Here is a 24,210-nt window from a genome sequence, read left to right on the forward strand (position 1 = left end):
GCCGGGGATCAGGCCACGACGCCGCTGGCCCCGAGCAGGGTGCCGATGGCGAAAGTCGCGATAAGTGCCAGGGCGCCGCCTACCACCACCCGGACGGCGGCCTTCATTTTCGAGCCTCCGCCGATCCAGGCCCCCAGGGCACCGGTTGCCGCCAAGGCCACCAGCACGGCCGCGAAGGTCAGGGGAACGCGGATGTTTTCCGGGGGCAGCAGGATTGCCAGCATGGGCAGGATCGCTCCGACCAGGAAGGCTATCGCAGACGCGAAGGCTGCATGCCACGGGCTGACGATGTCGGTTTCGTCGATGTGCAATTCGGCGGACAGGTGGGCGGCCAGGGCATCGTGGGCCGTGAGTTCCTTGGCCACAGTGCGGGCGGTAGCGGGGCTGAGGCCCTTGCCTTGGTAGATGGCGGTGAGCTCCTCGAGCTCTTCTTCCGGCTGTTCGGCCAGCTCGCGCTTTTCCTTATCGATGAGGGCCTGCTGGCTGTCCTTCTGGCTGCTGACGGACACGTATTCGCCCAGCGCCATGGAAATGGCGCCGCCCACCACGCCGGCCGTACCGGCGATGAGGATGGGGCCGGAATCGGTGGTGACACCGGCGACGCCCACCACGATCGCAGCGACGGAAACGATGCCGTCGTTGGCCCCGAGCACGCCGGCGCGCAGCCAGTTGAGCCGGTGGGCTATGTCGTTGTGGTGCGGTTCGTTCTCATGCTGCGTTGCTACTCGGGCGCTGTCCATGCCTATAGCAAATCACTGGTGTTCGTGGCTTGCCAGTAATACGGGGCTAAGGAAGGTAAGGCACGCTTTGGCCCGGGGCCTATTGGCCGGCGTCCGACGGCGGCGGCGAAGCACCCGGCGCCGTGGATTCCGGAGCCGGGCTGTCCGTGGCGAGTTCGGGAAGCTGCGCGGTGTCCACCACGATGCCCGGCAGGGGGCCGGAGTCGGCGCCCCATTGCGCGGCGCGGTTGGCGGCGGCCAGCAAACCCGCAATGGCCCATTGCCGGATGCCGCCGTCGCTCAAGGCCACCAGGTCGCCGTACACCGGAAGGGTGCCTGCTTCGAGGCTGCCCAGGCCGGCTGCCGGCGACTCGAGGAACAGCGGGCCGAGGGTGTAGCCGGCCTCCCGCGGGGGAATGTCCACGCACTGTGCCCGGCTCAGCGCCTCTGCTTCGGCCAGGACTGATTCATGCCGGGCCAGCAGCTGTGACGCGGAGCCGGCGGCGGCGCCGTCGAGGCGGGCAAGAGCTACCTGGTAGCCGTAGACCGTCTCAGCCTCGGTCTTGACTGTCATTGCCAGGGCAGTTGCCGTTGTCGCCGAGCCTGCGGCCGGCCCGGACGCGGCCGGGGCGGGCGGGCACGAACTTTCGCCGGCGGCCGGCGAGGCAGCAGGCAGAGATGCGGCCGACGGCGATGCAGCTGCCGCCGCCGCAGGTGCCGGAGACGGCGCCGGAAGCACGGGCAGTTCCGGGGCCGTTGCCCCCACCGCCGGCGCCAGCGAGGACGCCTGAATAAGCTGGGCGGTGCCGACGGCGGCGAGCAGCCGGGCCATCCCGCCGTCGGAGGCTTCCGCGTCCTTGAGGCGCCGGGTGCCGCTGGCCGATACAGCGGCGACCAGCCCGGCGGGGGAGTCCGCCACCACGGGCTCTCCGTTTACGGGCGCGGAAGCTGAGGGCTCACCTGATGCTGTGCCGGATGCAGCGGCAGTGGCCGCGGGAGGCGGCTTCTGGTCGGGACCGGACAGTGCCCTCGCCTGGGTTGTCAGCAAAGTCACAGTGCGCAGCAGCGCCTGGCGCTCGGCCCCGGAAACGGAATCCGCAAGAAGGCTGCCGGCCGTGCGCAGGTGCATCGTTTCGGCAAGGGCCGAGGCCCGCGCCCGCTCGGAAAACGACGGCTCCGGCGCCTCCGGAGGCTGCCCCGGTGTCAGCGCCAGCCCCAGGCTGATGACCAGCAACGCCAATGACGCCAGGATGCCGTACCGGAAATAGCGGCCCGGCCGGCGTTTTTCCTTGGTGTCGTCTTTCACAACAGACCATGTTGTCATGCCCGGCAGCAAGCGAGTGCACCATGGCGTCCATAAAATCGCTACGCTAGTACACACAACATCATCTAGCGGGAGGCGGCCGGCATCGTGAGTAATGCAGAAGCCACGACTTCATCAGACCGGACCGGGACGGGCAAGGCTGAGGCCGAATCCGTGCATAACCCGGAGGCCGAGCGCGTCCGGGCGCTGCTGGAGCCCTCGGTCCAGGCACACCGGCTGTACCTGGAGGACGTGTCTATCCACGTCGCCGGTGCCAACCGGGTGGTCCACGTGGTGGTGGACCTGCCGCAGGAAGAAACCGGCGGAGTAAGCCTTGACGTTATTGCCGAGATCTCCAAGGAGCTCTCCGGCATCCTGGACGGCGATCCCAGCTACGACAGCCGCCCGTACGACCTCGAGGTTTCCTCGCCCGGGGTTGGACGTCCACTGACTGAACCGCGCCACTGGCACCGCGCCCGCGGCCGCATGGTCAAGGTGAATGTCATCCAGGGTGAGAACCTCACCGGCAGGATCCAGTCCGTTGACGACGACGGCGTGACCCTGGTTCCGGAGATCGCGGCCAAAAAGGGTATGAAGCCCAAGCAGGGCGAGCCCGAGAAGATTCCTTTCGACAGGATCCGCAATGGAAAAGTCGAGATAGAGTTCAGCCACCTCGATGAGGTCGGTCTGGAAGATGAAAACAATGGACCTTCTGAGGAGGCCTGATGGATATTGACATGAGCGCACTGAGACTTCTGGAGCGTGAGCGTGAAATCCCGCTGGACCTCCTGATCCCGACCATCGAGCAGGCACTGCTGGTGGCCTACCACAAGTCTCCGGGAGCCTTTGAAAAGGCCCGCGCAGAGCTGGACCGCAAGAGCGGCCACGTGACCATCTGGGCCACTGAAATCGACGACGACGGCGCCCCCATCGGCGAGTTCGAAGACACCCCGGCCGGGTTCGGCCGCATCGCTGCCAGCACGGCACGGCAGATCATCCTGCAGCGCCTGCGCGACGCGGAGGACGACAACGTCCTGGGCCAGTTCAAGGGCCGCGAGGGCGAACTGGTTGCCGGCACCATCCAGCAGGGCAACAACCCGCACATGATCCAGGTGAACCTCGGAACGGTTGAGGCGCTGCTTCCCCCGCCTGAGCAGGTACCCGGCGAGAAGTACATCCACGGCAACCGGCTCCGCGCCTTCGTGATCGACGTGCACCGCGGCACCAAGGGCCCGTCCATTACGCTGTCCCGCTCGCACCCCGGCCTGGTCCGGAAGCTCTTCGAACTGGAAGTTCCGGAGATTGCCGACCGCTCGGTGGAGATCGTGGCGCTGGCCCGCGAAGCCGGGCACCGCACCAAGATCGCCGTCAAGGCCAACATCCCCGGCATCAATGCCAAGGGTGCCTGCATCGGTGAGATGGGTTCGCGCGTCCGGGCCGTTATGACCGAGCTCAACGACGAAAAGATCGACATTGTCGATTTCAGCGAGGACCCGGCGACCTTCATCGCCAGTGCCCTGTCGCCGTCGAGGGTGAATTCCGTCACCATCACGGATGAGGCAACGCGTTCCGCGCGTGTCGTCGTCCCTGACTACCAGCTGTCGCTGGCCATCGGCAAGGAGGGCCAAAACGCCCGCCTGGCCGCCAAGCTCACCGGCTGGCGGATTGACATCGTCTCCGACGCGGCGGTTTCGCGCGAAAACTGAACTGCCTCGGCGGACGGCCCCTTGGATTGTTCCGTCCGGATTCGACCCGTCGTTTCGGGGCCGGGGCACTTGAGGGGCTAGAATAGACATTGACCGTGCCTGATGGCCGGTATTCGTGCGCCTTGAGCGTGCCCGCATAATCGGCGTTCGTCACGAACGCGGAACGTGCAGGCCGGTTCGGGGCAGCAGATTTGTAGGGGCAGGAAGATACTCACCGTGGCGCTAGTGCAACACCTTGAGGATCAGCCGCAACGCACCTGCATCGGATGCCGGAAGAAGGGCCCGCGGTCTGAGTTACTCCGGCTCGTCGCCGAACGCAACGGTTCCCCCGTTGTCGTGGTGGACGAACGACGCCGGATGGCTGGCCGGGGTGCATGGCTGCACCCCAGCGAAACGTGCCTGGCGCTGGCAATCAAGCGGCGTGCGTTCGGACGTGCCCTACCGGGCACCACCGGAACTGCCGCCGTCGAACGCCGGATAACGGCAGGCACGCAAGCCGTGGACACTCCGGTGGCCGCAGCAACAACCGTCCAACCTGAAAGCGGGTCAGAAAACTGATGGAAACCCGATGAGTTCCCAGCGATGAGTGCGCAACGATGACAACTTTGTTGCGCTCTGCAATGGACCTTTCAGCTGCTATCGCGGCGAAGGTCCGCAGTAAGAAGTAGACGGTTCGTGCCTGGCTCGGTGCGGACCGAGACAGGAGAAATGTGGCCAAGGTCCGCGTACATGAGCTTGCTAAAGAGCTCGGTATTACTTCCAAAGATGCAGTAACCAAACTGCAGGAACTGGGCGAATTCGTTCGCTCTGCCTCTTCCACCATTGAGGCCCCCGTTGTGAGGAAACTCCGCAACGCATACCCCGCCGCGGGCGCTTCGAAGTCCGAAGCTCCCGCTGCAGCGCCCAAGGCGCCCGCCAGCCCCGCAGCTACCCGACCGGCCCCCGCGCCGGGCCCGGCAGCACCCAAGGCTCCGGAACCCAAGGCAGAAGCTCCGGCTGCTGCCTCCGCTCCGTCGGCGCCTGCTCCGGCAGCACCTGCTCCCGCGGCCCCGGCTGCGGCAGCCTCTGCTCCGTCGGCGCCTGCTCCGGCCGCACCGTCCACCGGTGCAAAGCCCGGCGCACGCCCGGCCCCCAAGGCTGAAGCTCCGGCTGCCCCGGCCCGCTCCGGCGGCCAGGGCTCGGCACCCCGTCCGGGCGGCCCCCGTCCCGGCAACAACCCGTTCGCCACGTCCCAGGGCATGCCCCGGGGCCGCGGCGGCGACAACGAGCGTCCGCCGCGTCCGGGCAACAACCCGTTCGCTCCTTCCCAGGGCATGCCCCGTCCGGGCGGAAGCCGCACCGAGGGCGAACGCCCCGGCGGCCCGCGTCCGGCAGCCGGCGCAGGAGGTCCCCGTCCGGGTGCTCCGCGTCCCGGCGGCACCCAGGGTGCACGTCCCGGCGCTCCGCGTCCGGCCGGTGCTCCCGGTGCACGCCCCGGTGCAGGCGGCGGAAACCGTCCTACTCCGGGCATGATGCCTAACCGCACCGAACGACCCGCACCCGCTGGTGCAGGCCGTCCCGGCGGCGGAGGCCGCGGTCCCGGACGCCCCGGTGGCGCACCGGGTACCGGCGGCGCTCCCGGCGCCGGCGGCGGTGCTCCGGCCGGCGGTGGCTTCGGCAAGGGTGGCCGCGGTCGCGGTGGCACCCAGGGTGCCTTCGGTAAGGGCGGCGCAGGCCGTGGCAAGCAGCGCAAGTCGAAGCGTGCCAAGCGCCAGGAACTCGAGCAGATGAGTGCTCCGTCGCTGGGTGGCGTCAGTGTGCCCCGCGGCGACGGCAACACCGTAGTCCGGCTCCGCCGCGGCTCGTCCATCACGGACTTTGCCGACAAGATCGAGGCAAACCCCGCTGCACTGGTGACCGTGCTCTTCCACCTCGGCGAAATGGCCACGGCCACGCAGTCGCTGGATGAAGAGACCTTCGCCCTGCTCGGCGAGGAGCTTGGCTACAAGCTCCAGGTCGTGTCGCCGGAGGACGAGGAGCGCGAGCTGCTCTCCGGCTTCGACATCGACTTCGACGCCGAGCTGGAGGCCGAAGGCGACGAGGAACTCGAGGCACGTCCTCCTGTTGTCACCGTCATGGGTCACGTTGACCACGGTAAGACCCGCCTGCTGGATGCCATCCGTAACTCCGACGTCGTCGCGGGTGAACACGGCGGCATCACGCAGCACATTGGTGCTTACCAGATCACCACCGAGCACGAGGGCGCCGAACGCAAGATTACGTTCATCGATACTCCGGGCCACGAGGCGTTCACCGCCATGCGTGCCCGTGGTGCGAAGGTCACCGACATTGCCATCCTGGTGGTCGCAGCGGACGACGGCGTTATGCCGCAGACCGTTGAAGCCCTCAACCACGCGCAGGCCGCCAACGTGCCGATCGTCGTGGCCGTGAACAAGATCGATAAGGAAGGCGCCAACCCGGACAAGGTCCGCGGCCAGCTGACCGAGTACGGGCTCGTTCCGGAAGAATACGGTGGCGACACCATGTTCGTGGAGGTCTCTGCACGCCAGAACCTCAACATCGACGAGCTGCTCGAGGCTGTTCTGCTCACCGCAGACGCAGCCCTGGACATGCGCGCCAACCCGAACAAGGACGCCCGCGGTATTGCGATCGAAGCCAACCTGGACAAGGGCCGCGGTGCGGTTGCTACCGTCCTGGTTCAGTCCGGTACGCTTCACGTCGGCGACACCATCGTGGCAGGCACGGCCCACGGCCGCGTCCGTGCGATGTTCGACGACGACGGCAGCGTCCTGACCGAGGCCGGCCCGTCCCGCCCCGTGCAGGTACTGGGTCTGTCCAACGTCCCGCGCGCCGGCGACACCTTCTTTGTGACCGCTGACGAGCGCACCGCCCGCCAGATCGCCGAGAAGCGTGAAGCAGCAGACCGCAACGCCGCTTTGGCCAAGCGCCGCAAGCGCATCAGCCTGGAAGACTTCGACCAGGCCGTCGCCGAAGGCAAGATCGACACCCTCAACCTCATCCTCAAGGGTGACGTGTCCGGTGCCGTGGAAGCCCTCGAAGACGCGCTGCTCAAGATCGACGTCGGCGAAGGTGTCCAGCTCCGCGTTATCCACCGCGGTGTCGGTGCGATCACGCAGAACGACGTCAACCTGGCAACGGTGGACAGCGCCGTCATCATCGGCTTCAACGTCAAGCCCGCCGAGCGTGTTGCCGAACTGGCAGACCGCGAAGGCGTGGACATGCGCTTCTACTCCGTCATCTACGCAGCAATCGATGACATTGAGATGGCCCTCAAGGGCATGCTCAAGCCGGAGTACGAAGAAGTCCAGCTTGGCACCGCCGAGGTCCGCGAAGTGTTCCGTTCCTCCAAGTTCGGCAACATCGCCGGTTCCATCGTTCGCTCGGGTGTTATCCGACGCAACTCGAAGGCCCGTATCAGCCGCGACGGCAAGATCATCGGTGACAACCTCACCGTTGAGACGCTCAAGCGCTTCAAGGACGACGCCACCGAGGTCCGCACGGACTTCGAGTGTGGTATCGGTCTTGGCTCGTACAACGACATCAACGAGGGTGACATCATCGAGACCTTCGAGATGCGCGAGAAGCCGCGCGTCTAGTCTGAGCTATACAGGTCGGGGGCGTCGGAGTTTTCCGGCGGCCCCGCCCCTACGCTGGGCGGCACTGGATCTGCGATCCTGTGCCGCCCAGCTCCGGTAGCGGAACTGGCCTTCCCAACCCTCGCAAGCTCGGGTCGGGGCCCTCGGCCAGCTCCTTGGATGCCACTCCCGGGCCGCCGGAAAAAATCCAACGCGGGTCCGTCGTAGACTCGCTTTAGGTGCGTGGCAATTAACCGAACCTTTGTACGCAAGCCGCTAACGCGCCGTCGTACATCCAAATATTTAGGAGTGGAAATGGCTGATCCGGCACGCGCTGCCAAATTGGCGCAGCGGATTAAGGTTGTTGTTGCAGAGGCTTTGGGCCGGAAGGTCAAGGATCCGCGGCTTGAAGGCATCACCGTTACCGATGCCCGTGTGACCAATGATCTGCAGCACGCCACGATCTACTACACCGTGTTCGGGGACCAGGTGGTTCAGGCGGATGCTGCCAAGGGCCTGGAGAAAGCCAAGGGCGTTCTCCGCCAGGAAGTCGGCCGCAACATTACTGTCCGGCTGACTCCCACCCTCGAGTTCGTGGCCGACCAGATTCCGGTCAACGCCTCCAACCTCGAAGAACTGCTCCGCGCCGCCAAGAAGCGTGACGCTGAAGTGGCCGCCCTGGCTGCAGGCGCCAAGCACGCCGGGGATGCCGATCCGTACAAGAGCGACATTCCCGAGGACGTGGAAATCGACGAGGACGACTTCGACGAAGAGGACGAAGACCTCATCGACGACGAAGAACTCGACGAAGACGGCAACAAATAGGCCGTCGAAACATCAGTGTGGCCGGACCCGCAAGGGACCGGCCACACGGCGTTTAAGGACCCGGATCAACGGCGGGAATGGCGGTCACGGTACACGGTCACCAGTTTGCCGTTGGGCGGCTGGTTTTCTGCAGGCAGGGCATCGGTCGTTGCGTACAGCGTCGAACCCCTGAGGGCGACGTCGGCCGTGAGCTTGCCCGCCAGCACAGTCCGCTGCCTGTCGTTGCCATCTATCCTGAGCACACCCTCGCCGAACAGGGAGGCGACGTACAGGTCGCCGTCGTCGTCCACCGCCAGCCCGGTGGGTGACATGACCTCGTCAGCGAAAAGCCGCACCCGGCCATTGTCCGGGTTCACCCTGTAGACGGCGCCGCGGGCACCCAGTGCGGGGTCCTCCGGTCCGCCCGGGAGCACAGACACGTACAGCCAGCCGTCGGGTCCCACTGCGACGTCCGTGGGAACGGGTTCAAAAATATAGGTCAGGCCCACAACGCAGTCCGGGAGCTTCAGCGTGGCGGCCGCTTCTGCGGTGATTTCGAAGGGGCGCGGCGGCAGGACCGCCACTGTTTCAGCGTCTCCGGAGTCGGCGTCGACGGCCACAATGCTATTGGCTCCGGCATCGGCCACATAGACGGTGTCACCGGAGAGGGCGATGCCATACGGATGGGAGTCAACAGTCCCGGTGTAGGAGACGGGCACCTCAGGCGGAATTTGCGCCGCGCATGCATCCGGCAGGTCCTCAAATCCGTACCTGACGTCACCATCGGCGTTCTTTTCGTTCTCCAAGGCCGCCAGGTCACCAAAAGTCCGTTGTGTCCCATCGGCTGCGATGGTCCGGACATGACCGGCCAGCGGACGGGGATCCATGGGGCCGGCCCCCTGGCTCTCCACGAAGTAGGTGGTCGAACGGCGCTGCACGCTTCCGGCCACGTCCCATTCCGGATCGGAATACAGGACTGTCTTGGTGCCGTCGGAAGCTACCCGCGTCAGTCGGCTGGCGAATTCCTCACTCACAATCGCCGTGCCGTCACGGCCTGCGCTTACGTGCAGCGGGCCGACCAGCCCGTCGGCGAGGGTGACCGGTTCGGTTCGCGGCGGGGCGGCGACGCCTGCAGAGCCGGTCGCCAGGAAGACCGCGGCGCTGATGGCGGCCGCGGCAAGCGGAACGTGCTTTCTCATGGTGGTCTCCAAATGCCCAAAGATGATTACCAGGATTCATTGAGACCACGGATTCGGCTGGCGGGAAACACTGCCGCCCCCACTGCGCACATTCTATTTCTCAGCCTCCGGCAACGTCGATGGCTTCCGCAAACCCGGCATCCGGCTTCCTTGGAAAGCCGCGCCCGCTCGCTATGATCGGTGCATGGATGCCCCACCCTCAGCCGCTGATATCCAGAAATTCCTGGGCCAGGCCGTCGACCTCGCCGTTCAGAATGTGGCCGCCGGCGGCGGTCCTTTCGGGGCACTTGTGGTCACCGCGGACGGGACGCGCCATTTCGGCGTCAACAGGGTGACGCGGGACAACGACCCCACCGCGCATGCCGAGGTTGTGGCCATCCGGACGGCAGCGGCAGAATCCGCCAATTTCGATCTCAGCGGGGCCGTGCTCTACGCAAGCTGTGAGCCGTGCCCGTTGTGCCTGGCAGCCGCCTTATGGGCGCGGATCGATCGCGTGTATTTTGCCGCGGACAGGCACGGCGCTGCAGCCGCCGGCTTCGACGACGCCCTGTTCTACGAATACTTTGAGGGCGTCCGGCCCGAACTCATGCCGGTCAACCAAACCGATGTCCCGACGTCGAACGCCCCGTTTGAAGCCTGGGACGCCAACCCGGACCGCACCGAATACTGACCTTCGTTCCCGGCCCCGGCATCGGGGAATCCGGCAGCCGGAGCCGGCGGGACCTTCGACTCTATCCGGCTTATGAAGGCAGGCGTCCGATTAACCCATGACTTCAGGGGCGACTGGAAGACAGCGCGGGGCAGTGGAGCCGAGGCTCATCAGGTGTCCCGGCTGCGGGAAGACCAACAGGATTCCGGCAGCCGCTCCCGGCCGTCCCCGCTGCGGCAACTGTAGCCATGATTTGCCGTGGATCGTCGACGCCGGAGACTTGGACTTCAAGCACATCGCGGAAGAGTCAACGGTGCCCGCCCTGATCGACTTCTGGGCTGAATGGTGCGGGCCCTGCCGCCTGGTCAGCCCCGTCCTGGACCAGTTGGCCACCGAGAAAGCGGGCCGCATCAAGCTGGTGAAAGTGGATGTAGACCACGCTCCCGGGCTCTCAGCGAGATTTGCGGTGCAGGCGATCCCCACGCTCATGGTGATCGTCGGCGGGATCGTGATTGCCCGGCAAGCGGGTGCCGCGCCCGCGGCGACCCTGCGGACCTGGCTGGAACACGCGCTGTCCTCGACCCTGAGCTAACCAACCCCGGCTGCGCCCAGAGGGGTCATTTTCGGCACACATTCGGCAAAGTTCGGCACAGGGAGGAAAGCATGACAGAGATACTGCGCTACGAAGTCGGATCCGGCGTGGTCCTGGTGGAAGCCGAGGAGAGCAGCTTCGGAGTGGAACACCCGTCGCGTGACGAGCAGGGGATCCAGGACACCGGGCGCAGGCTCGAAGATGCGCTGGCCTCCGTACGGCCGGCCGCCAAGGCAGCAGCGGAAGTCCTGGGGGACCTTGCGCCGGAACACCTGGAAATCCAGTTCGGCGTGAAATTGGCCGGCGCGGCGGGGGCCATCATCGCGAGGAACGTTACTGAAGCCCACTTCATCGTCAAGATGTCATGGTCGCCCGAGCAAGAACCACTCGAGGAAGAGATAGTGCCCTAGCGGCACCGCCTTCCTAGCTTCGGGAGCGCCGCTACCTTCGGGACCGCCGGCCGCCGCGCACGCCCAGCCCGCCGAGAAGCGGTGATCCCATGCCCAGCAGGAAACCGAAGTCATACCAGTTACCGGCTCGTGCGTTGTTGTAGAAGGGGAACTCAGCCCAGGCGCCGAACACGTGCGCGATGAGCACGATCCACGCCGTAAAACCGTTCCAAAAGCCCCACAGCAGGTCCTGCCACCACATGTTGTTCCTCTCCGGTGCCGCCCCTGTGGACAGGTTAGGGCCCGGCAGGCGTCTGCACTAGGGGCTCAGTGCCCCACTTTGGGCGTCGTTTCATCATCCCCGGGAAGGCAGGCGGCCCACGCCTTCCACGAGTTCCGCCTGGGCACCGCAGAGCGCAATCCGGATCCAGCCTTCGCCGATGGAACCGAAGGCGGTGCCCGGAGCGAAGGAAACTCCGGCATCGGCCAGGAACGTGCGGACCCAGGACCGTACATCACCGCCGCTGACGTGGGAAACATCCGCCCAGAGATAGAACGCCCCCTGCGCCGACAGGAACGGAATGCCCTTGGACGCCAGCACCGCCGACGCAGCGTCCCGGTTCGACCGGTAGTGGGCGTGCGCGTGGCTGACGTAGTCCTGCGGTCCCGTCAGCGCCGCGATCGCCGCGTACTGGGACGGCGAAGCGACGCAGGAAACGATCGACTCCATCACGTTATTCATCTTCCGTTCCAGCCCGGGCGGGCAGACCAAGGCCCCGATCCGGAGCCCCGTCAGTCCGTACGTCTTGGACAGGGTCAGCGACGTGAAGACCCTGGCCTCCCCGGGGACATCGCTGTCGAAGCGGGCCGGACTGACATGGGGCACGTCATACGTGAAGGCCTCGTAGCATTCGTCGGAGATGATCCACAGGTCGTGGCGCCGGGCCAGGTCCACGAGGCCCCGGGTGAGGTCGCCGCCCAGGACCGCGCCCAGCGGATTGGACGGCGAATTGAGGATCAGCACCCTGCTCTGCGGAGTAATGAGGGCCTCAATGTCCTCGATCCTTGGCTGGAAGTCGTGCTCCGGGTACAGCGGGTACCGTACGGGCTTTGCATGCAGCAGCTGGCTGGTCATCGCAAACGTGGGGTAGCCCGGGTTGGGAATCAGGATTTCGTCACCGGGGGAGAGCAGGAGGCTCATGGCGAAGTGGAGGCCCTGCTGGGCGCCGTCCACAACATAGACGCGCTCGGCCCCGATCTCAACGCCATTGTGCTCGCGGAATCTGGCTGCGAAGGCTTCGCGGAGGGCAGTGATCCCGGCATTCGGCGTGTAGTTGGTTTCGTCGCGGTCCAGGCATGCCATGCCCGCTTCGAGGACATGGCGGGGGAGCTCAAAGCCTGGTTCGCCGATGCTCAACACAATGGCACCCGGCGTGCCCCACGCGGCTTCGGTGATCTCACGGATCTGGTTGACGGGGAAGTCGTGGATGTGTGCGGCAAGCTCGGGCATGTCTGCCATCCTAACCGCCCGCTGTCGGACCCCCGGCGGTGGCACCGCCCGCCGTCGGAGTGTCCGCCCGCCGTCGGACGGGCAGCACGCCGGCCGACGAAAAGGGAGAGCCGCAGGCGCGGATATACTGGGAGGCGTGCTTTCTGGACTGGTAATAGTGGACAAGCCGCAAGGATGGACCAGCCACGATGTGGTTGGACGGATGCGGCGGCTGGCCGGTACCCGGAAAGTGGGACACGCCGGCACGCTGGATCCCATGGCCACGGGTGTGCTCGTCCTCGGAATCAACAAGGCCACCCGCCTGCTGACGTACATCGTGGGAACATCCAAGACATATACCGCCACCATCCGCCTCGGAGAATCCACTGTGACGGACGACGCCGAAGGCGAGGTGGTGAGCAGCCACTCCGCCGCTGCAGTCACGGAGGGAGCCATCAGGGCCGCCGTTGCAGCCCTCACCGGCGAGATCCAGCAGGTCCCCAGCAGCGTCAGCGCCATCAAAGTCAACGGCGAGCGTGCTTATGCCCGCGTCAGGTCCGGCGAAGACGTGAAGCTTGCCGCACGGCCGGTCACCATCCACCGCTTCGATGTCCACGCGGTCCGCCCTGAGCGTGCCGGGGCAGTGCTGGACGTGGACGTCACCGTGGAATGCTCGTCCGGTACGTATATACGTGCCTTGGCACGCGACCTTGGTGAAGCGCTGGGGACCGGGGGCCACTTGACGGCGCTTCGAAGGACCCAGGTTGGGCCCTATACCCTTGACCAGGCCCGGACGCTGGAGCAGTTGGCCGAGGAACTGGAAGTGCTGGAGATGTCCCAGGCGGCGCGGGCGCTCATGCCGAACCGTGAGCTCAGCGAGGACGAAGCCACTGAAATCTCCTTCGGCCGGCGCATAGCCGCAGGCGCCGGAGCCGGAACACCGGAAGCTGCCACCGCAGACAATCCCGCCGCGGCCTTCGCTCCCGACGGCTCGCTGGTGGCCCTGCTGGCCGACGCCGGCGGCTACGCGAAGCCGGTGCTGGTCTTCGCCCCGAGCAACGAACAGCCGGGCAAATAGCGTGGACGCGTACTTCTATATCATTCTGGCCGTCGGCCTGCTTTCCACGGTCATCTGCGCAGTCGCGGGGATCATGAAGAAAGCTCCCAACGATGCCACCATCCTGTCAGTTGCCGCCGTCGAACTGGCGCTCCTGGTTTACCTTGTGGGCTCGATCGTCCGCGTAGCCTCGGGGGAACGGATAGCCGGGGAACCGTGGGAGTTCTGGGGCTACCTGGTCACTGCCTTGATCCTGCCGGTTGGCGCCGTTTACTGGTCCATCCTGGAGCGCACCCGGTGGAGCAACTTTGTCCTGGCTGCCGTGGGTGTCACCGCCCTTGTGATGGCCGCACGCATGAACCAGATCTGGTACTGAGTGGAAGAAGCACACGACGTGACTCCGCAAACCCCCGTCAACAAGACCGACGCGGCTCCCAAGGCCCAGTCCAAGGACACCCGGAACACCGGACCCGGGCGGCTGCTGATCGCGGTCTATGCAGTATTCGCCATCTCCGCCACGGCCCGGGCCGGCTACCAGATTCTCACGAAGTTCTCCGAAGCGCCGCTGGCTTACCTGCTCTCGGCGTTCGCGGCGCTCGTTTACGTCGTAGCCACGGTCTCCCTGGCGAAGGCCGGGAGGACCTGGTTCAAGGTGTCCGTGGCTGCTGTCCTGGTGGAACTCGTGGGCGTGGTGGTGGTCGGAGCGCTGAGCATCTTCGACTCCGTCAACTTCCCGCACGAAACGGTCTGGTCCCTCTTTGGCCGCGGCTATGCGTTTATCCCGCTTCTGCTTCCCATCCTCGGCCTCGTGTGGCTGTACAGGCGCAGGCCGGCACCTCGGGAGGTTTGAGTCGCACGGTCTGACGCATCCGTCCGGCCGTTCTGACCCCGGTGTCCCGTTTTTGTCGTAGGTCTTTGGCAGAGTTATGCCATGGAAGTTATGGGGGAACTTGCAGCAGCACGAGGGGCGTTGCGGTGGGCCAAAATGGACGCTGCCGCTTCACCCGCGTCTGATGCTTTCCCCGCGTCGGTGCGCGGTTTGCGAAGTGTTCCCTCCGGGCAGCAGCCGAAGCCGTTAGCGTTCGACGGCGGCGGGTCCGGTGATCTGGACCGGTGCCTTGCGCTGCTGGAGGCCATCAGTTCGACGGCGGTTCCGGTCGCTGCGGGGATGCGCTTCCGGGAGGCTGCTGACTTCGCTGCCCGGGTGGAGGACATCTCCCGCGCCGCTGAATATTTGCAGGTGGTTGCTGCCGCGGCTGTGGACCGGTCCCGGCGGGAGGCTATTTATGCCGCTGCACGGGCTGGTGCGGGCCGTGGCGCGGCGGTTGGCTGGACCACCGGGTGGGGCAACGAGACGGCTGTTCACGGGCCGATCGGCTGGGCGGCCGGAACGGAGGCCCAGGCCGCGGACGCCGGAAGTGGCGCGGCTGAAGAGATACCTGCGGCAATGCCGAAGACCTGCGATCCGGATCCGGCCGATGACGGGTGCCGGAACACGGCCGAGTTCCTCCGTATGAGGCTGCGGATCGGTGCCGGCGAAGCCCGCCGCCGGCTCGCCCTCGCCGAAGCCGTGCTGCCCCGGACCGGGATCACCGGCCACCCCCAAGAACCGGAACGGCCCGAACTCGCCGCGGCCGTCGCATCCGGGTCCGTGGGCTCCCGGCCCGCGACCATCATCACCCTCGCCCTGGACCGGGTCCGGCACCACGCCCCCGAAGACACCACGGCCCGGATGGAACACGCCCTAACCCGCACCGCGGCAGAGCACGACACCGATTTCGTGACCCGCATCGCCCGGCAGTGGACAGAGGCGATCGACCAGGACGGCAGCGAACCCTCCGAGGAGGAACTCCGCCACCGGCAGGGCGTGTTCATCCGGAAACCCCGCCGCGGACTGTTCCACGTGGAATTCTTCGCCACCCCCGACCAGTACGAACCCCTCCTGACCGTGATGAACACCGCCACCAACCCCCGCACCCAACCAGAAGCGGCTGAAGGCACCGACGGAACCATTAGCGGCGAGGGCGACCTGGACCGGCGGACCCGGCCCCAGCAACTCCTGGACGGCCTCGTCGGCGCCGCCAAAACCGCCCTCGCCACCGGAAACCTCCCCGCTGCCGGCGGCCTGCGTCCCCAGGTCATGGTCACCATCGACTACCGCGACCTCCTCGACACACTCGAACAGGGCACCCCAGGCACCCCGGGCACCGGCTCGTTCGCGTTCACCGGCCCCGTCACTGCGTCCACGGTCCGGAAGATCGCCTGCGACGCCGACATCATCCCCGTCCTCCTCGGCAGCCAGGGCCGCATCCTGGACATCGGCCGCACCACCCGGATCTTCCCGCCCCACATCCGCAAAGCCCTCACCGCCCGCGACCAGGGCTGCGCCTTCCCGGGCTGCACCATCCCCGCCCCCTGGTGCGAAGCCCACCACACCACCTACTGGTCACACGGCGGAACCACCAGCACCGAGAACGGCACACTGCTCTGCTCCCATCACCACCACCTGATCCACAAAGAGCAATGGCACATCCAGGTCAAAACCGGGATCCCCTGGTTCATCCCGCCACCCCACATCGACCCACACCAACAACCCCAAAGAAACCGCTACTTCAGACTCGAGTGAGACTCCGGCAGTTAACCCGTGCCCTCGTATTGGCCATCGGAAACGAGCGAACATCCTGAGCGGTTCCGGCCTGAAATCCCAGCCTTCGGTGAATCCCAAGCGCCCCAAGAACGCACGCTGGTCTGGCTCGTTGAAGGATTGTCGCGGTAGCCAAAGCCAGCCGGAGCCAACTGCGGGAACGACTGTTGCGGCCGGGTGCTATCGTGGCAAATCGCGGTGCAGACTTCTGGGGAGGCCGGACCGCCGAGCAAACGGGGAGCAGATCATGAAACCCATCCCGGTAAACCCGTCACGTGTCCTCTTTTACGGAGTGACGGGCAGCGGCAAGTCCTCGGCAGCCCGCGCCTATGCGGCAGCGTCGGGACTTCCCGAGTTTTCAGCCGACGACGACATTGGCTGGCTTCCCGGCTGGCAGCAGCGCAGCGTCGAGCAGCAACGTGAGCTCGCGGCTGATGTTGCGGCGCGCGAGCGCTGGGTCCTGGACAGCGCCTATGGCCACTGGCGCGACATCGTTGTACCCCGGGCTGAGCTGGTTATCGCTTTGGATTATCCCCGTTGGCTGTCGCTGTCCAGACTGGTCCGCCGCTCCCTGCGACGGATTATCACGCGGCAACCCGTCTGCAACGGAAACGTCGAAACGCTCGCGAGGCTATGCGCGAGGGATTCGATCTTCTACTGGCACTTCAATTCATTCGCCAGGAAGAGACGTGTGTTCAAGGAATGGCAGGCCAGCCCGGACATGCCGCCGGTGATGGCGTTTCGCAGGCCCAGGGACCTCGACGACTGGCTGGCGGAGGTCGCAGCAGCGGCTTCACGTCCCGGGGATGTTGCTGAAGGTTCCGGCCGCCAGCACCATTAGGAGCCCGACCCGGGACGGCTATTTCTTGCCGAAGAGTCCACCCAACAGGCCGCCCAGACCGCCGCCGTCGGCGTTCTTTTTCTCTTCGGGGCGGTCCTCGGAACGGTTGTCGGAACCGTCGCCGGGGAGGTCGACGTCGATCACATCTCCCGGAACGGGCGCCCCCGCCTGCGGTATCGGCTGACCGAGTGGTCCGGTGGGGGGCTGCGGCGCCGAGTCCTTGTTGGCCTCGGGGACGACTGCATCGCGGGACTGCTGACCGCCCTGCCGGCCCCCGCCCAAAATGCCGCCGAGGATGTCGCCCAGTCCTCCTTGGGCACCCGCGCCGCCCTGTGAACCGCCGAGAATGCCGCCCAGGATGCTGCCGAGGTCGATTCCGCCGGGGCTGCCGGCCGCATCACCCCCTGCCCCGCCGCCCTCCTGTGCACTCCGCCCGCCGAGGATCTTGTTGGCGAGATAGGACATCACGATGGGCGCCAGGATTGGCAGAAGCTTCCTGACGAGGTCGCCGCCCACGCCGCCCAGGTTGGCAGTGCCGGCGAGCTGTTGTGCCACCTGATCCTGTTGCCCGCCGAAAACATGGCTGACAATTTTCTCGCCGTCGGCGGTATCCACCTGCGCAGCGTCGATGCCACCTTCTGCCAGCCCGTCCTGGTGCTGGGCAAGAGCGGACTCAAGGGAGGCGGCACCACCGGGCGCCTGTGCGTTGCTCTGCAAGCCGGCGAGGAGGGTGGGAACCGCAGCCTCGATTGCGGCCCGGGCGGACTCCGTGTCCGTGCCCAGCAGACCGGCGACCTGGTCAACGGGTATCTGTTCCAAAATCTCGCGGAGGTCAGTCATAGCGCTCTCCTTCAGCCCGGCGCAGGGCCGCGGGCATCGTTGGCTGCGGCGCGCAACTGCGGCGCCGGTTGCTGCCCTTGCATCCTAGCCGGGCACCCCGGACCGCGGTAGGCCGGAACCCGGGACCGGCCGCGGTGTCGGTCGCCGCAGGGTGATTTCGGGTAATTTCCAGAGGCAATTGCGGGTAATCTTAGAGAGTTCCGGGGCCCGGCGCGGTTTCGGACGAGTCAATGGCAGGCAGCAAAAGGCGAGGTTGATGGTCCACATCTGGAACGATCCGTCCGAGGTCCCCGCGGACTTCGGCCCTACCGTTGTCACTTTTGGCAATTTCGACGGCGTACACCGCGGGCACCAGCAGGTGCTCTCCCAGCTCATCCGCACAGCCCGCCTTAACGGCGCGCGTGCTGTGGCGGTGACGTTTGATCCCCACCCCGCGCAGGTGCACCGGCCCGAGTCCGCTCCTGAGCTCATCATGGGTCTGGAGGACAAGCTCGTGGCCCTCGGCGAGCTGGGCCTGGATGCCGTCCTGGTCATGAAGTACTCCTTGGAGCTGGCCAGCCTGACGCCGGAAGAATTCGTCGCTGGCGTCCTCGTCGGCAGCCTCAAGGCCAGCCACGTGGTGATCGGCCATGACGCCCGCTTCGGCCGCGGCAACTCCGGCGACCTCTCCACCATGCAGGAACTGGGGGAGAAGTTCGGCTTCACCGTCCAGGTCATCAGTGAATTCGGCTCCGAAGGTTTTCCCATCCACGACGACGGCGGCAAGGACCGCCGTTGTTCGTCCACCTGGGTTCGTGAGGCCTTGCGGGACGGCGACGTGGCCACGGCGGGTGCCGTGCTGGGCCGCCCGCACCGGATGCGAGGCGAGGTGGTGCACGGTGCTGCCCGCGGCCGTGCACTCGGATTCCCCACCGCCAACCTGGCTTCCGAAGCCAGCGGCTACATCCCCGCCGATGGAATCTACGCCGGCTGGCTCGTGGACCAGGCCGGCACCAGATGGCCCGCAGCCATCTCCGTCGGGTCCAACCCCACATTCGACGGCGTCAGCCGTCAGGTTGAAGCACACGTTATTGACCGTCCGGAAGAACCGGTTGAAAACTTCGATCTGTACGGCCAGACAGTAGTTGTGGAGTTCGTTGCACGGCTGCGGGGCATGGTGGCGTACCGTGGGCCGGAGGCGCTCGTCGAACAGATGCGCCTGGACGTCGTCCAGGCCCACGACATCCTGTTCCGGCGCTGACCCCAGTCACTGGCAAGGAAGGCACCGCTGTGTCCGTTGAGAAGAACACGAGGCAACTGGAGAAGGACATTGTCCGGGACTTCAGTTCGCGGATGAGCTACGCGTCGTACCTGCAACTGCCCACGCTGCTCAGCGCGCAGCAACCGGTCAGCAACCCCGAACACCACGACGAAATGCTGTTCATCATCCAGCACCAGACCACTGAACTGTGGCTGAAGCTGGTCCTTCACGAGCTGCGCAGCGCCGCGGCCTGGCTCCGCAGCGACGACCTCGGATCCGCCTTGAAAGCGATCGCGCGAGTGAAGCACATCCAGAAGACACTGACCGAACAATGGTCCGTGCTGGCCACGCTGACACCCACCGAGTATTCCCAGTTCCGCAGGTTCCTGGGCAACTCCTCCGGGTTCCAGTCCAGCCAGTACCGGGCCGTGGAGTTCGTCCTGGGCAATAAGAACCGCAAGATGCTCCCGGTGTTCGAATCCGATCCTGAGGCCTACCAGCAGCTGAGCAACGTCCTTGAGGCGCCAAGCATCTACGACGAATTCCTCGCCTACCTCAACCGGCAGGGCTTCGACATCCCGACGTCCCTGCTGGAGCGCGACGTCACTAAGGCTCACCAGTTCTGCCCGGAACTGGTGCCGGTGTTCAAGCACATCTACGAGAACGCAGCTGACAACTGGGGTGCCTACGAGGCATGCGAAGAACTGGTGGACTTGGAAGACAACTTCCAGCTGTGGCGTTTCCGCCACCTGCGAACGGTGCAGCGGACCATTGGCATGAAGGCCGGCACCGGCGGATCCAGCGGGGCCGCGTTCCTGCAGAAGGCCCTGGAACTGACGTTCTTTCCCGAACTTTTCGCCGTCCGGACGGAGATCGGCCAGTGAACGCACTTGATCCGCGGGCAACAAGCCCGCTGGCACCGGATACGGCGGACGCCACAGACGCCCTGCGGCAGCGCGCCGTCGAACTTGACGCCGCCGACCCGCTGGCAGGCTACCGCGACCACTTCATCGGAACTGACACCGAGCTGTCCTACCTGGACGGGAACTCGCTGGGCCGTCCGCTCAAGCGGACAGCTACGGACATCGGCAGCTTCATCCAGCACAGCTGGGGCGGCCGGCTGATCCGAGGCTGGGACGAGGAATGGCTCCGGCTGCCGGAAGCTACCGGCGACCAGCTGGGCCGGGCAGTCCTCGGCGCCGCACCCGGGCAGACCATCATTGCCGACTCCACCACGGTTGTCCTGTACAAGCTGATCCGTGCCGCCCTCGCTGCGGTCAAGGACCCCGCCAGGACCGAAATCGTGCTGGACACGGAGAACTTCCCCACGGACCGTTACCTTCTCGAAGGCATCGCCCGGGAAGAGGGGCTGACGCTGCGATGGATCGAGGCCGATCCCGCTGCCGGGGTGACCGTTGACCAGGTGCGCGAGGCGGCAGGGCCGGCTACCGCCGTCGTGGTCCTCAGCCAGATCGCCTACCGCTCCGGTTATCTCGCCGACCTGCCGGCGATCACGGCGGCAGTGCACGACGCCGGCGCGCTGGTGGTATGGGACCTGTGCCATTCCGCCGGTTCGGTGGAGATCGACCTGGACGCCGCCGGCGTCGACTTCGCTGCGGGCTGCACCTACAAATACCTCAACGGGGGACCGGGCTCGCCGGCGTTCGCCTACATCAACTCCCGGCACCTCCCGGGGCTGAGCCAGCCGATCTGGGGCTGGATGGGCCGCAAGGACGCGTTCGAAATGGGGCCCGGCTACGAACCGGCTCCCGGGATCCGCGGCTTCCTCAGCGGAACGCCGGCAATTTTCGGCATGATCGCCATGCAGGGCACGCTGGACCTGATTGAAGAAGCCGGCATGTCCGCACTCCGGGAAAAATCCCGGAAGCTGACGGCGTTCGGGCTCGAGCTCCATGACGCGTGGCTGGCTCCGGCCGGAGTCGTGCTGGCAACGCCGCGGGATCCGGAGCGCCGGGGGAGCCACATCACCGTGGACCATCCGGACTTCCGGGAGATGACGGCGCAGCTCTGGGCGCGGGACGTCATCCCGGATTTCCGGGCACCGCACGGCATCCGGATCGGGCTCTCGCCGCTCAGCACCTCATTTATGGAGGTGTACCGCGGTGTTGCCGCCGTCCGGGATCTGCTGGCGCGCCGCTAGCAGGGCCACCCGCAGCGGTCGTGCTGCACGGCGTGTTTCGACAAGATTGCGGCCGGGCCGGTAAACTAAACGTTGGATCCGGCTGCAGTCCGTGGCGGCTGGCTCTTGTTATGTGCAGGATTTCCCGGGTTACCGCGGATTTCGGGCACTGGCACACCCGGCAGTGAGTTACTGATTCGGGCCTCACGGCACATCTCTAGGAGTTATTGTGGCACTTGACGCCGCTGTAAAGCAGTCCATCATCAAGGATTTCGCAACGTCCGAGGGCGACACCGGTTCACCGGAGGTCCAGGTTGCAGTCCTGACTCAGCGGATCAAGGATCTCACTGAGCACATGAAGGAGCACAAGCACGACTTCCACACCCAGCGCGGTCTGCTGGCCATGGTTGGTCGTCGCAAGCGTATGCTCACCTACCTCAAGAACACTGACATCAACCGCTACCGTGCGCTCATCGAGCGCCTCGGCCTGCGCCGCTAGTCAGACCTGAGGGGCGGCCCCTTCCGTGACGGAAAGGGCCGCCTTCTTCAACCAAAACTAAACAGGAGGATCAACCGCATCACGCATTCGCGGTCCTCGGTAGTGATTCCCGGGAACGGCTTCGAAGAATGAAGCCCGGCCCGTGGGTCTCGATCGATGACCGGGTGCAGTGCAGGCCAGTAGACAGATGCTGGACTGGGTTGATGCGGCTGGACTTCCGTTAACCAAGAAACGGAGGTGACTCTCTTGGAGGGTCCCGAAATCCAGTTCTCAGAAGCCGTCATTGACAATGGCCGCTTCGGCAAGCGTGTAATCCGCTTCGAAACCGGCCGCCTTGCCAAGCAGGCAGCCGGCGCAGCCATGGTGTACATCGACGAAGACACCGCGCTGCTGTCCGCAACCACCGCCGGCAAGCACCCGCGTGAAGGCTTTGACTTCTTCCCGCTGACCGTTGACGTCGAAGAGCGTATGTACGCCGCCGGCCGCATCCCGGGTTCGTTCTTCCGCCGCGAAGGCCGCCCGTCCACCGAAGCCATCCTGGCTTGCCGCCTCATGGACCGCCCGCTGCGTCCGGCCTTCATCAAGGGCCTCCGCAACGAGGTCCAGATCGTCGTCACCGTCCTGGCGATCAACCCTGACGAGCTCTACGACGTCGTGGCCATCAACGCCTCCTCGATGTCCACCCAGCTCTCCGGCCTGCCGTTCTCCGGCCCGATCGGTGGCGTCCGCGTTGCCCTCGTCGCCGACGAGCACGGTTCGCAGTGGGTTGCTTTCCCGAAGCACTCCCAGCTCGAGAACTCCGTGTTCAACATGGTCGTTGCCGGCCGCGTTGCCGGTGACGACGTCGCCATCATGATGGTCGAAGCCGAAGCTACGGACAACTCCTGGAACCTCATCAAGGAACAGGGCGCCACCGCCCCCACCGAAGAAGTTGTGTCCGAGGGCCTCGAGGCCGCCAAGCCGTTCATCAAGGCACTGTGCGACGCCCAGGCAGACCTTGCCGCCCGCGCCGCCAAGCCGACCGTCGAGTTCCCGGTCTTCCTCGACTACGAGGACGACGCCTACGCCGCTGTTGAAGCCGCTGCGGCCGAGAAGCTGGCTGCTGTCTTCCAGATTGCTGACAAGCAGGAGCGCGACGCCGCTTCGGACCAGCTCAAGGACGACGTCACTTCGTCGCTCGCCGGCCAGTTCGAGGGGCGCGAGAAGGAGCTGTCCGCAGCTTTCCGCTCGGTGACCAAGCACGTTGTGCGCCAGCGCATCCTGAAGGACCAGATCCGCATCGACGGCCGTGGCCTGACGGACATCCGCCAGCTCACCGCCGAGGTCGAGGTCCTGCCCCGCGTTCACGGTTCGGCCATCTTCGAACGCGGCGAGACCCAGATCATGGGTGTCACCACGCTGAACATGCTGAAGATGGAACAGCAGATCGACTCGCTGTCGCCGGTAACGCGCAAGCGCTACATGCACAACTACAACTTCCCGCCGTACTCCACCGGTGAAACCGGTCGCGTGGGTTCGCCCAAGCGCCGCGAAATCGGTCACGGCGCCCTGGCCGAGCGTGCACTCGTGCCCGTCCTGCCGTCCCGCGAGGAATTCCCCTACGCCATCCGCCAGGTATCTGAGGCTCTCAGCTCCAACGGTTCGACGTCGATGGGTTCCGTCTGCGCCTCCACGCTGTCGATGCTCAACGCAGGCGTGCCGCTGAAGGCGGCCGTTGCAGGTATCGCCATGGGCCTGGTGTCCGACCAGGTTGACGGCCAGACCCGCTACGCAGCACTGACCGATATCCTCGGCGCCGAAGATGCCTTCGGCGACATGGACTTCAAGGTCGCCGGTACTTCCGAGTTCGTCACGGCCATCCAGCTGGACACCAAGCTCGACGGCATCCCGGCCTCGGTCCTGGCCGCCGCCCTGAAGCAGGCCCGCGAAGCACGCCTGCACATCCTTGAGGTCATCAACTCCGCGATCGACACCCCGGACGAGCTCTCCGAGTTCGCTCCGCGCGTCATCGCGGTCAAGATCCCCGTGGACAAGATCGGCGAGGTCATCGGGCCCAAGGGCAAGATGATCAACCAGATCCAGGAAGACACCGGCGCGGACATCTCCATCGAGGACGACGGCACCGTTTACATCGGCGCCACCAACGGCCCGTCCGCCGACGCCGCACGCTCCGCGATCAACGCCATCGCCAACCCGCAGGTTCCGGAAATCGGAGAGCGCTACCTGGGTACGGTCGTCAAGACCACCACCTTCGGCGCCTTCATTTCCCTCACCCCGGGCAAGGACGGTCTGCTGCACATCTCCGAGCTGCGTAAGATCGCCGGCGGCAAGCGCGTTGACAACGTCGAGGACGTCGTCTCCGTGGGCCAGAAGATCCAGGTCGAGATCACCAAGATCGACGACCGTGGAAAGCTGTCCCTCTCCCCGGTCATCGCCGAGGAAGAAGGCGCTGAAAACGCCGAGGTCGCCGAGGCAGCCGCAGAGTAATCTGCAGCGCACCTCG

At 65.8% G+C, this 24,210-nt stretch carries 24 protein-coding genes; 18 read left to right on the forward strand and 6 right to left on the reverse strand.

Features of this window, described 5'->3' with window-relative positions:
* Positions 1-8 precede the first annotated feature (8 nt).
* Together ARTH_RS07165 and ARTH_RS07170 are read right to left on the reverse strand one after the other, a co-directional pair.
* Complete coding sequence (locus ARTH_RS07165; protein WP_011691272.1) at positions 9-740, reverse strand: VIT1/CCC1 transporter family protein; 732 nt, start codon at positions 738-740, stop codon at positions 9-11.
* Positions 741-819: 79 nt separating this feature from the next.
* On the reverse strand, positions 820-2,025 hold the full coding sequence (locus ARTH_RS07170; protein ID WP_052309656.1) for a ferritin-like domain-containing protein: 1,206 nt from the start codon (positions 2,023-2,025) through the stop codon (positions 820-822).
* A gap of 105 nt (positions 2,026-2,130) precedes the next feature.
* On the opposite strand from ARTH_RS07170, the gene rimP reads away from it, so the two are divergent.
* From rimP to rbfA, 5 genes are all read left to right on the forward strand, one after another.
* Positions 2,131-2,748: a ribosome maturation factor RimP gene (gene rimP / locus ARTH_RS07175; protein WP_011691274.1), complete on the forward strand. Its 618-nt coding sequence runs from the start codon at positions 2,131-2,133 to the stop codon at positions 2,746-2,748.
* On the forward strand, positions 2,748-3,728 hold the full coding sequence (gene nusA, locus ARTH_RS07180; RefSeq protein WP_011691275.1) for a transcription termination factor NusA: 981 nt from the start codon (positions 2,748-2,750) through the stop codon (positions 3,726-3,728). Before rimP ends, nusA begins: the two co-directional genes overlap by 1 nt.
* Positions 3,729-3,944: 216 nt before the next feature.
* The gene (locus ARTH_RS07185; RefSeq protein ID WP_043429599.1) at positions 3,945-4,286 is read left to right on the forward strand and encodes a YlxR family protein; all 342 of its coding nucleotides are present in this window, start codon (positions 3,945-3,947) and stop codon (positions 4,284-4,286) included.
* Positions 4,287-4,438: 152 nt separating this feature from the next.
* Positions 4,439-7,345, forward strand: coding sequence for a translation initiation factor IF-2 (gene infB, locus ARTH_RS07190; protein ID WP_011691277.1), 2,907 nt, complete (start codon positions 4,439-4,441; stop codon positions 7,343-7,345).
* A 294-nt stretch (positions 7,346-7,639) separates the two neighbouring features.
* Positions 7,640-8,149: a 30S ribosome-binding factor RbfA gene (rbfA, locus tag ARTH_RS07195; protein WP_011691278.1), complete on the forward strand. Its 510-nt coding sequence runs from the start codon at positions 7,640-7,642 to the stop codon at positions 8,147-8,149.
* Positions 8,150-8,214: 65 nt separating this feature from the next.
* Here the strand turns inward: rbfA and ARTH_RS07200 are convergent, their stop codons facing one another.
* On the reverse strand, positions 8,215-9,327 hold the full coding sequence (locus ARTH_RS07200; RefSeq protein WP_011691279.1) for a ScyD/ScyE family protein: 1,113 nt from the start codon (positions 9,325-9,327) through the stop codon (positions 8,215-8,217).
* A 184-nt stretch (positions 9,328-9,511) separates the two neighbouring features.
* Here ARTH_RS07200 and ARTH_RS07205 point away from each other — a divergent pair, with 184 nt between their 5' ends.
* The 3 genes from ARTH_RS07205 to ARTH_RS07215 all read left to right on the forward strand — a co-directional run bounded on the left by ARTH_RS07205 (position 9,512) and on the right by ARTH_RS07215 (position 10,978).
* Positions 9,512-9,997, forward strand: coding sequence for a nucleoside deaminase (locus ARTH_RS07205; protein WP_011691280.1), 486 nt, complete (start codon positions 9,512-9,514; stop codon positions 9,995-9,997).
* 97 nt (positions 9,998-10,094) lie between these two features.
* Positions 10,095-10,568 (forward strand): thioredoxin, encoded by a 474-nt coding sequence (trxA, locus tag ARTH_RS07210; RefSeq protein WP_011691281.1) that lies wholly within the window; start codon positions 10,095-10,097, stop codon positions 10,566-10,568.
* Positions 10,569-10,639: 71 nt separating this feature from the next.
* A complete protein-coding gene (locus ARTH_RS07215) occupies positions 10,640-10,978 on the forward strand; it encodes a CU044_2847 family protein (protein ID WP_011691282.1) in 339 nt (112 codons plus the stop codon).
* A 31-nt stretch (positions 10,979-11,009) separates the two neighbouring features.
* On the opposite strand, the gene ARTH_RS07220 is transcribed toward ARTH_RS07215, so the two are convergent.
* Both ARTH_RS07220 and ARTH_RS07225 read right to left on the reverse strand, forming a co-directional pair.
* Positions 11,010-11,219, reverse strand: coding sequence for a hypothetical protein (locus tag ARTH_RS07220; protein ID WP_011691283.1), 210 nt, complete (start codon positions 11,217-11,219; stop codon positions 11,010-11,012).
* 93 nt (positions 11,220-11,312) lie between these two features.
* Complete coding sequence (locus ARTH_RS07225; RefSeq protein ID WP_011691284.1) at positions 11,313-12,467, reverse strand: pyridoxal phosphate-dependent aminotransferase; 1,155 nt, start codon at positions 12,465-12,467, stop codon at positions 11,313-11,315.
* Between the two features lie 136 nt (positions 12,468-12,603).
* Here ARTH_RS07225 and truB point away from each other — a divergent pair, with 136 nt between their 5' ends.
* From truB to ARTH_RS07250, 5 genes are all read left to right on the forward strand, one after another.
* The gene (gene truB / locus ARTH_RS07230; RefSeq protein WP_011691285.1) at positions 12,604-13,524 is read left to right on the forward strand and encodes a tRNA pseudouridine(55) synthase TruB; all 921 of its coding nucleotides are present in this window, start codon (positions 12,604-12,606) and stop codon (positions 13,522-13,524) included.
* A gap of 1 nt (position 13,525) precedes the next feature.
* Entirely contained in the window at positions 13,526-13,879 is a 354-nt protein-coding gene (locus tag ARTH_RS07235) for a hypothetical protein (protein ID WP_011691286.1), read from the forward strand.
* A gap of 18 nt (positions 13,880-13,897) precedes the next feature.
* On the forward strand, positions 13,898-14,353 hold the full coding sequence (locus ARTH_RS07240; RefSeq protein ID WP_156810637.1) for a hypothetical protein: 456 nt from the start codon (positions 13,898-13,900) through the stop codon (positions 14,351-14,353).
* A gap of 81 nt (positions 14,354-14,434) precedes the next feature.
* Positions 14,435-16,129 (forward strand): HNH endonuclease signature motif containing protein, encoded by a 1,695-nt coding sequence (locus ARTH_RS07245; protein ID WP_043429608.1) that lies wholly within the window; start codon positions 14,435-14,437, stop codon positions 16,127-16,129.
* A 265-nt stretch (positions 16,130-16,394) separates the two neighbouring features.
* Entirely contained in the window at positions 16,395-16,988 is a 594-nt protein-coding gene (locus tag ARTH_RS07250; RefSeq protein WP_011691289.1) for a hypothetical protein, read from the forward strand.
* Positions 16,989-17,006: 18 nt separating this feature from the next.
* Here the strand turns inward: ARTH_RS07250 and ARTH_RS07255 are convergent, their stop codons facing one another.
* Complete coding sequence (locus ARTH_RS07255; RefSeq protein WP_011691290.1) at positions 17,007-17,828, reverse strand: DUF937 domain-containing protein; 822 nt, start codon at positions 17,826-17,828, stop codon at positions 17,007-17,009.
* Between the two features lie 256 nt (positions 17,829-18,084).
* On the opposite strand from ARTH_RS07255, the gene ARTH_RS07260 reads away from it, so the two are divergent.
* From ARTH_RS07260 to ARTH_RS07280, 5 genes are all read left to right on the forward strand, one after another.
* The gene (locus ARTH_RS07260) at positions 18,085-19,068 is read left to right on the forward strand and encodes a bifunctional riboflavin kinase/FAD synthetase (RefSeq protein ID WP_011691291.1); all 984 of its coding nucleotides are present in this window, start codon (positions 18,085-18,087) and stop codon (positions 19,066-19,068) included.
* Between the two features lie 29 nt (positions 19,069-19,097).
* A complete protein-coding gene (gene kynA, locus ARTH_RS07265; protein WP_011691292.1) occupies positions 19,098-19,952 on the forward strand; it encodes a tryptophan 2,3-dioxygenase in 855 nt (284 codons plus the stop codon).
* Complete coding sequence (gene kynU / locus ARTH_RS07270; RefSeq protein ID WP_011691293.1) at positions 19,949-21,229, forward strand: kynureninase; 1,281 nt, start codon at positions 19,949-19,951, stop codon at positions 21,227-21,229. Before kynA ends, kynU begins: the two co-directional genes overlap by 4 nt.
* A gap of 208 nt (positions 21,230-21,437) precedes the next feature.
* Complete coding sequence (gene rpsO, locus ARTH_RS07275) at positions 21,438-21,707, forward strand: 30S ribosomal protein S15 (protein WP_011691294.1); 270 nt, start codon at positions 21,438-21,440, stop codon at positions 21,705-21,707.
* 246 nt (positions 21,708-21,953) lie between these two features.
* Positions 21,954-24,194, forward strand: a complete 2,241-nt coding sequence (locus ARTH_RS07280) for a polyribonucleotide nucleotidyltransferase (protein ID WP_011691295.1) — start codon at positions 21,954-21,956, stop codon at positions 24,192-24,194.
* Positions 24,195-24,210: the final 16 nt, after the last annotated feature.

The organism is Arthrobacter sp. FB24 (assembly GCF_000196235.1).
Taxonomy (GTDB): Bacteria; Actinomycetota; Actinomycetes; order Actinomycetales; family Micrococcaceae; genus Arthrobacter.